The sequence below is a fragment of the Synechococcus sp. B60.1 genome, assembly GCF_047462555.1.
In the GTDB taxonomy this organism is placed as follows: Bacteria; Cyanobacteriota; Cyanobacteriia; order Thermostichales; family Thermostichaceae; genus Thermostichus.
The window spans coordinates 1-8,101 of record NZ_JANSJN010000117.1; the positions used below are offsets into that span (position 1 = coordinate 1).

The window sequence follows — 8,101 nt, forward strand, 5'->3', positions numbered from 1 at the left end:
GGGGGAACGACTCTGTTGGATTGGCTGAGAAGATAGCGCCCTAGCAGCCCCTCTCCCGGAGGGAGAGGGGAGTTGGGGATCGAGACAACGCCCAGCTTCACCGATGGAAAGACAGTGAGAAGTTGTATCGCCTGCGTCTCGTTGCAACGGACACCCCCGCGCCGCTAGCGGGATTGAGGAACTAGCGCCAGATCCTGGGTGAGGCGCAGCTCGATCACCTGGCTGGGATCCAACACCACCACCTGCGGCGCTGTCACGTTGCCGATCACCGCTCCGGCCACCCCTGCCCCCAGCACTTCTTCTGTGGCAATGGCATTATCGCCGGTTACCAAGCCGAGAACGGCGCCTGCTGCCGCGCCGATGGCCGCATCTTGGATGATCTTGCCTGTGGTGGTGTAGCGGGGATCCTTGACATCGCGGATTACATCCGATTGAGCGGCCAAGGGGAACAGTTGGTTGTTGACGATGATGCTTTCCGCCACAAAGCGCGTGCCGCCCGGCGCCGGCTCAAAGCGGCCATCCACCCGTGAGCCAAAAGGCACCAGGATGTCCCCCTGGCCGTTGCGAATTGGGTTGCGAACGATCAAGGACATAGGGCGAGTTTCGTTGGGGGCGATGAAGAGGCGCTCGTTGAAGGGGGTGGTGGTCTGTATCAGAGTGCCCGCCGCCAGGGTGGAAAGGCGCAGGTCAAAGCCGGGCTGAGGGGTGGAGAGCCAATTGCCTGGGTTCTGGGCCACCAGGGATCCCCGACTGAGCAGGGCCTGGTGGGTAAAAGCAGCCACCTCAGCACGGGTGGCAGGACGGTTGGGCTCCAAGAGCATGGGATCTGGGTAATTCACGATCAGGCCGGCGCGGTTGGCGGCTGCAATTGGCGCCAGGGCCCAGCTGGGAATGGCTGCCGCGTCACGGTAGCGGCTGAACAGCTCGCTCGGCTGGGCCACGGGGATGGCACTTGTGTTGCCAAGGGCGTTGGTCAGGATCACCAGCGCCTCGGTGCGGGTAACGGGCTGTTCGGGTCGGAAGGTGCCGTCCGGGAAGCCGGCCACCAAGTTGTTGGCTGCCGCCGCGGAGATAGCGTTAGCCGCCCAGTGGGTGGGGGGCACATCCCGAAAGCCGATGAAGGTACCAGAGGTGTTGCGGAGGCGAAAGGCAGTGGTGACGAGGGTGGCAAACTGAGCACAGGTCACCGGCTCGTTGGGACGGAAGGTGCCATCCGGGAAGCCGTTCAACACCCTTTGAGCGGAGAGAGCCTCAATGTAGGTTTGGGCCCAGTGACCAAAAGTGTCGCGAAAAGGGGCGGCCATAGCCACCTGGCAATGAATGCCCAATACCGCCCCGGATAGGAGTAGGCCTGCTGCACGCGGAGTCAAAAGAGAGGAAAACATCGTTCACTTACCTGTCATCATCCTGCCCATTGCTGGGTCAATAGCTACTCTTATTCTGGCTATTTCCTCAGCAGTGGCAATAGCTAAAACCCTTGCTGCACGCTAATTTGAGCGTTTCCAACCTAAAATTTGCATGGAAACGTAATAGCAGGGGATTGCTAAGGAAATCTCCTCATCTCTGTTGCGTCAGCGTTGCATATAGACAACACCCCAGACTCAGTTCTGTTCATAGCATTGCCACTCTGTACAAGTTTGAGACAGACTCCCTAGGGCTCTGCAATGCCAAGGAGTTGATGCTGGCAGAACATAGAGCCAACACCTGCAGCCTCTCTCCCAGAAGGAGAGAGAAGCTGAGAATCAACGCAAAGATCACCGGTTTTGGCCAGGGATAGGGAGTGTTGCGTGCTCCGTAGCCAGTGAACACGAAAGGCCGCCTGCCGCTGGCGGGATTGAGGAACCAGCGCCAAGTCTTGGGTGAGGGCCAGCTCAGGGATCCGGAAGGCTCGCCCTGGAGCACCTTGGCAGTCAGTATGGGTTAAATAAAGACTGTCTTGGAGAGGGTGTTGGTTACTCATTGGAGTTTCCTAACCGAATTTCATGGCGAGCTGAATTATGTCTATTTGCTTGTTGATTCATCTCTTGATAACAACATTTCTAACCTAGTTTTTCCCTCAACTCGGGATCGAGCCGAGTGTTAAAGCAGCAATTTGGAGAACAACTAAGTGGGTGTACTGGGGAAAAGCCAAGCTCTGGCACAATTCTGAGTGTATTGTTTTGTGCGGCGGTGCTTGCCTAGAAACAGTGAAACTGTACACCCAGCGTCAATCTGGGGGCGCTATCCATGCCCACCGTATAGATAGTGGGGAATTCTGGGCGTTTCATTAAGCAAATTGTAGGAGCTCTTGGCATTGACTGGAGTGACTGAAAAGCATTTTGAGCGTGGGAGCTACTTGTTGCCAGCTTTATTCTCCTGGGATCCTGCTAACTTTTTACCATCTAAAAAAGAGGGATCCCGATGATGGGGATCCCCAGGTCTCCTTCCTCTAGTGTTTCAGTCCTCAACACACCCGTGTGAGCCGCTGTTGATTTTAAGAATAGAACTGTGAAAAAGTCGTGAAAAAAGCTAAGGGATCCAAGCCCCCTCACCCTGTTCCGGTGGCCTGGGATCCGGGACAGGCAATGAGCGCCAGCTCCACCTGATGTTCTCGGGGTTGCTGCAGTTGCACCTCCACGTCGCGGCCAAAGAAGCCCTGCATTTTTTTCTGGTAGCTCTCCTGCCATTGCTGGAAGGGAACGGCCGGCGAATCGAAGAGGAGTACCAGGGTGTAGCGGCCATCCCGCAATTCTTCTCTGTAGCCTCTGATTTTGGGTAGGTCTGCTTCCAGAGGGCCGCGCAGGCCGAGGAACTCCAGGGCCTCTTCCAGGTGGGCGTTGGCCCCATAGCTGTATTTGGTGATGTCGGCGCGGACTTGTTTTTGAATTTCCGTGGCCTGCTGGGCACGGGCTTGAAGCACTTCTGGCGAGGGGGGCGTCAGGGCAGGCACTGGCTTGAGCTCCACCACCTTCATGGTCACCCCCCCCAGCAGCAAGGGGATCCCGGCAAACAGGCCGATGAGGTTCAGGGTGGGATCGCTGTACTGGGCAAAGCCCCAAGCTGTGGCGGCAACGCCTGCCAGCAACACCAGGGTGCTCAGGGGGAGGGGCAGCTTCTCAAACATACAAGCAGGAGGGAAAGGCAACCTGAACCCAGGCTAGCAGGAAAGACACTTCCTGAGGTGACCTTGAGGGTGGACTTGGCTCCGCTGGGGGTGGATAATGGCTGGACGCTGGTGTGTTGGGGAGTGGCCCATGGTTCTGTCGCATCTGTCGAAGGCGTCCCGTCGTCTGCGTCTGCTGGATCGCAAAACTCAAGAGCGGGCCCCTCTTTTTGAGGCCATCCGCCACTATTGCAGCTTGGACAAGGCTCCCTTTCACACGCCAGGCCACAAGCAGGGACGCGGGATCGCCACCGACCTGCGGGAGTTTTTGGGAGAAAACGTCTTCCGGGCGGATCTTACCGAGTTGCCGGAGGTGGACAACCTCCACGATCCCGACGGCGTGATCCGGGAAGCCCAGGAGCTGGCGGCAGCCGCCTACGGAGCGGATCGCAGTTGGTTTCTGGTGAATGGCTCCACCTGTGGCGTGGAAACCCTGGTGATGGCCGTGTGCGACCCAGGGGACAAGATCCTGCTGCCGCGCAACTGCCACAAGTCGGCCATTGCCGGCGTGATCCTCTCCGGGGCTGTGCCGGCCTATATCGAGCCCGACTTCGACATAGAACTGGGCATTGCCCACGGCATCACTCCTGCCGGCCTGGAGCAGGCCCTGGCCGAGCACCCCGACGCCAAGGGCGTGTTGGTGGTCAGCCCCACCTACTACGGGGTTTGCTGCGACCTAGAAACCTTAGCGGCCATCGCCCACAGCCACGGCCTGCCCCTCTTAGTGGACGAGGCCCACGGGCCCCACTTTGGCTTTCACCCGCAACTGCCCCTCTCCGCCTTGGAAGCTGGTGCCGATCTGGTGGTGCAGTCCACCCACAAGGTGATCTCCGGCATGACGCAAGCCTCGATGCTCCACCTCAAGGGATCCCGCATCGATCCCAACCGTGTGCGCAACATCTTGCAACTGCTGCAATCGACTAGCCCCAACTACGTGCTGATGATGTCGCTGGACGTGGCGCGGCGGCAGATGGCCCTAGAAGGGGAAGCTTTGCTGGGCCAAGCCCTGGCTTTAGCCGATCAAGCCCGCGCCCGTCTCAACCGCATTCCAGGGCTCTTTTGCTTTGGCCCGGAGCGCATCGGCTCTACACCTGGCTTTTTCGATCTGGATCGCACCCGCTTGACGGTGACGGTGTCGGGGCTGGGCCTTTTTGGCTTCGACGCCCACGACTGGGTCAACGACCACTTCCACGTGCAGCCGGAGATGTCCACCCTGCACAACGTGGTCTTTATCGTGAGCCTCGGCAACACCCAGCGGGATATCGACCGGCTGGTGGAGAGCTTCGCCGCTTTGTCGAAGCAGGCCCAGGGATCCCAACCCTCGCTGGCGATGGCCGAGAAACTGCGACGCCTGGCCCAGTTGAAACGCCCTCCCCTGCCGCCCCAACGGCTCTCGCCGCGGCAGGCTTTCTTTGCCCCCATCGAGCGGATCCCCTTTCAGGAAGCCGTAGGCCACATCTGTGCCGAGATCATCTCCCCCTACCCCCCTGGGATCCCTATCTTGGTGCCCGGCGAAGAGGTAACCCAGGAAGCGGTGGACTATCTGTTGTTGGTGCACGAGGCAGGCGGCTTTATCAACGGCCCCGAAGATGTGCGGCTGCAGACCCTCAAGGTCGTCAAAACCTAGCTCCTCAAGAGCCAGGCTTGGTCGTCTGGGCGGGGGGGAGCACTGGCAGCGGGTTGGGAGAGCTGCGGCGGTGGCGAACGACCTTCACCCGATCCACCCGTGGGCCTTCCATGCGCACCACCTGGAACTCCATGTCTTGGTAGGTGAACTTTTCCCCCACGCGCGGGATCTTCTGCAGGTGGTAGATCAAAAAGCCCCCCAGCGTCTGGTAGTCCTCGTGGAGGGGCAAGTTGAGGTGGCAGCGCTCGTTGACCTCTTCAATATCCAACTGGGCCTGGATGAGGAGAGTGTTTTCGTCCAGCTCCTGAATATCCGGCTCCTTCGCCTTGGGATCTGGGCCATCGGAGAGCTTGCCGACAATCTCCTCCACCAGGTCTTGAATGGTGATCAAGCCCGCCGTGCCGCCGAACTCGTCCACCACCACCACCATTGGCCAGTGGTGCTGCCGCATCTCCGGCAACAGTTCAGCAATCAGCTTGTTCTCTGGCTCAAAGTGGGCCTCGCGAATGAAAGGGGTGATGGGGCTGTGCAAATCCAGGGATCCCTTGGCCAGCTCGCCGATCAGCTCCTTGACATGAATCAGGCCGCGGATGTCATCCAAAGACTCGCCGTAGACCGGGTAACGGGAATGCCCCGATTCGGCCACCTCGGCCAGCACCTCTTGCACCGTAGCGGTTTCCGGCACCGCGTCGATGCTGGTGCGCGGGATCATCACCTCGCTGGCCACCGTCTCGCCGAACTCGAAGATATTGCTCAACAGCTCCCGCTCCTCCGCCTCGATGTCGCCCGACTCCACCGACGAGGCGATCAACAGTTGCAGCTCCTCCACCGTCATGGTGCTGTAAAAAGAAGTGGCCTCCGGGATGCGGACGCCAAAAAGCTGCAACAAGCAGCGGGAGGAGAACCGGAGCAGCTCCACGCAGGGGTGCAAAAAGCGGCTCACCAAGCGGTTGAGCCAGGCCAGTTTTAGGGCAATCGGCTCCGAGTAGAGAATGGCCAGAGTCTTGGGGATCAGCTCCCCCACCACAATTTGGAAATAGGTGAGCAGCGAAAACACCACCACCACTGCCACCCCCTGAACAACGGCGGGATCCACGTTCCGCAACCAGGCCAACTGCCTCAAGGCCAAAAACAGTGTCGGCGCAACCTGGGTGGCCCCGATCCAGCCCAGCAGCACGCTGGCCAGGGTAATGCCCAACTGGGTGGTGGAGAGGGCATACTCCAACTGTTCCTGGGCCTTTTGCACAATTGCCGCCTGGCGGTTCCCTTCGCTGGCCAACTGCACCATGCGGGAGCGCCGCGCCGACACCAAGGAAAACTCCACCGCCACAAAAAAAGCGTTGATGACCAGAAGAGCGATGACCCAAAAGAGACTAAGAGACGCATCTCCCCACGAAAGCTCAGTGTTGGGGAAAGTAGCCGCTGAGACTAAAGGGGGGTCGTCCATCAGGGGGAGCAGCAAGACGGATAGACAGCATTTTAGCCCAGACTGACTCGACCACCTGCCCCTGGCCAGCAGTTAAACTGGCCTCAGCCAGCGGGTGTCTATTATGCGAACACCTTCCCCCTGCCCAAATAAACGGGATCCCCAGCTTTTGCAGTTCTCAAGATTGCTACTGTTTCATCAAGCATTCATCAGGCAGTGGCAACTACCGCTTTTTCCGGCAACGCTTACCCCAGTTTGTGCCCCCCTGAGGACTAGTCATCAATATCGACAACATCGCCGGTAGTGGCGTCGATCTTGACCTCAACATCGTTGGTGAATTTTACTTCCCAAACTAAGCGGCCATCTTCGCGCTCCAACTCAACTTCTTTGATCACAGCATCGGGAACAGCAGATCGAGCCATCTGAATCGCTTCTTCAATGCGGACGGCTGGAGCAGGAGATTGAGCAAAAGCTACCTCTGTGCTCTTGCCTACCGATAACATCGGGCTGCTGAGGAGCAAAACGCCCAGCACAAGCAAGGAAGCAACAGCAAGTTTTGGAAGCTTCATTTCCAACTGTTTGAGTAACCACATTCTTACCCTACCAACCTTGAGGTGAAAGAAGCCTTGCCAAAAGGAGCACTGTTGCTTTCGCAAAGGGAGTGGACTCCTTGCGTCATGGGGTGTAGTTCGTCGGCCCCTCGTAAGTTAGAAGCTGTTTGCCTCCACAGCCCTCTCAGAACTTGACTGGCTAAAAAACACTGCAGTGCGCATATCTTTCCGAGTGCTGCCAACGCTGGGGCTGCCGATGCTGCCTCCATCGGTGATAATATTCCTACTCTTACATCTTTTCCCACCGCAGTAGGTGCCGACCATGCCGGATTTTCTGCCCTACGCCTACTTTCAGGGCCAGATCGTCCCCTTTACCGAGGCGAAGATCTCCATTGCCACCCATGCTCTGCACTACGGGACGGCAGCCTTTGGCGGTCTACGCGGGATCCCCGACCCGCAAAATCCGGATCAGGTGCTGGTGTTTCGTCTCGATCGCCACTGCCGACGGCTGAGCCAGAGTGCTCGCCTGCTCTGCTTCGATCTGCCCGCCGAAAAGATCGAGCAGGTGATCGTGGAGCTGATCCGCAAAAATCGCCCCTCCACCTCTTTCTACATCCGCCCCCTGGTCTACACCTCCGACCTGGGCATCTCGCCGCGGTTGCACAACATCGAGAAAGACTTTTTCGTGTACGGGTTGGAGTTGGGAGACTACCTCTCACCAGAGGGAGTCACCTGCCGCATCAGCTCTTGGGCCCGCCAAGAGGATCGCAGCCTGCCGTTGCGAGGCAAGATCACCGGCGCCTACATCACCTCTTCTCTGGCCAAAACTGAGGCAGTGCAGTCCGGCTATGACGAGGCCATTTTGATGAACTCCCAAGGCAAGGTAAGCGAAGCCTCGGGCATGAACATCTTCATCGTGCGCAACGGCGTGCTGATTACCCCCAGCTTTGACCAAGACATCCTGGAAGGAATCACCCGCGACAGCGTTCTCACCCTGGCCCGCGACCTGGGGATCCCCACCCAAGAGCGGCCGGTCGATAAGTCGGAGCTGTTGATTGCCGAGGAAGCCTTCCTCACCGGCACTGCCGCCAAGATCACCCCTATTCGCCAGATCGAGCAATACGTCTTGCCCCCCTCCCGCCCCATCACCGAGCAGTTGCGGCAGAAGCTGACGGCCATCACCGAAAATCGGGATCCCGCCTACGCCCATTGGGTGAAGGTGATCCCGCTGAAAGAAAGCTAGACCCTCAGGTTGCCATCGTCAGGCCGGTCGATGGGAAAAGAATCAATATAGTTAGAATTGAGCAATCCAGACTGCGGGAGAGGGATCCCTTGCACGAGATTTCTATTACCTG

Annotated in this window: 6 protein-coding genes; 2 read left to right on the forward strand and 4 right to left on the reverse strand. The window is 58.6% G+C overall.

Annotated features, from left to right (window positions below; all coding sequences use genetic code 11):
* Positions 1-164 precede the first annotated feature (164 nt).
* The gene (locus NW863_RS11485) at positions 165-1,304 is read right to left on the reverse strand and encodes an S-layer homology domain-containing protein (protein WP_414366472.1); all 1,140 of its coding nucleotides are present in this window, start codon (positions 1,302-1,304) and stop codon (positions 165-167) included.
* A gap of 1,223 nt (positions 1,305-2,527) precedes the next feature.
* Complete coding sequence (locus NW863_RS11490; protein WP_414366474.1) at positions 2,528-3,103, reverse strand: DUF2854 domain-containing protein; 576 nt, start codon at positions 3,101-3,103, stop codon at positions 2,528-2,530.
* A 130-nt stretch (positions 3,104-3,233) separates the two neighbouring features.
* On the opposite strand from NW863_RS11490, the gene NW863_RS11495 reads away from it, so the two are divergent.
* A complete protein-coding gene (locus tag NW863_RS11495; protein WP_414366476.1) occupies positions 3,234-4,769 on the forward strand; it encodes an aminotransferase class I/II-fold pyridoxal phosphate-dependent enzyme in 1,536 nt (511 codons plus the stop codon).
* A 4-nt stretch (positions 4,770-4,773) separates the two neighbouring features.
* On the opposite strand, the gene NW863_RS11500 is transcribed toward NW863_RS11495, so the two are convergent.
* Both NW863_RS11500 and NW863_RS11505 read right to left on the reverse strand, forming a co-directional pair.
* A complete protein-coding gene (locus NW863_RS11500; RefSeq protein ID WP_414366477.1) occupies positions 4,774-6,216 on the reverse strand; it encodes a hemolysin family protein in 1,443 nt (480 codons plus the stop codon).
* 251 nt (positions 6,217-6,467) lie between these two features.
* Complete coding sequence (locus NW863_RS11505) at positions 6,468-6,851, reverse strand: PepSY domain-containing protein (protein ID WP_414366478.1); 384 nt, start codon at positions 6,849-6,851, stop codon at positions 6,468-6,470.
* Positions 6,852-7,068: 217 nt separating this feature from the next.
* Here NW863_RS11505 and NW863_RS11510 point away from each other — a divergent pair, with 217 nt between their 5' ends.
* Positions 7,069-7,989, forward strand: coding sequence for a branched-chain amino acid transaminase (locus NW863_RS11510; RefSeq protein WP_414366480.1), 921 nt, complete (start codon positions 7,069-7,071; stop codon positions 7,987-7,989).
* Positions 7,990-8,101: the final 112 nt, after the last annotated feature.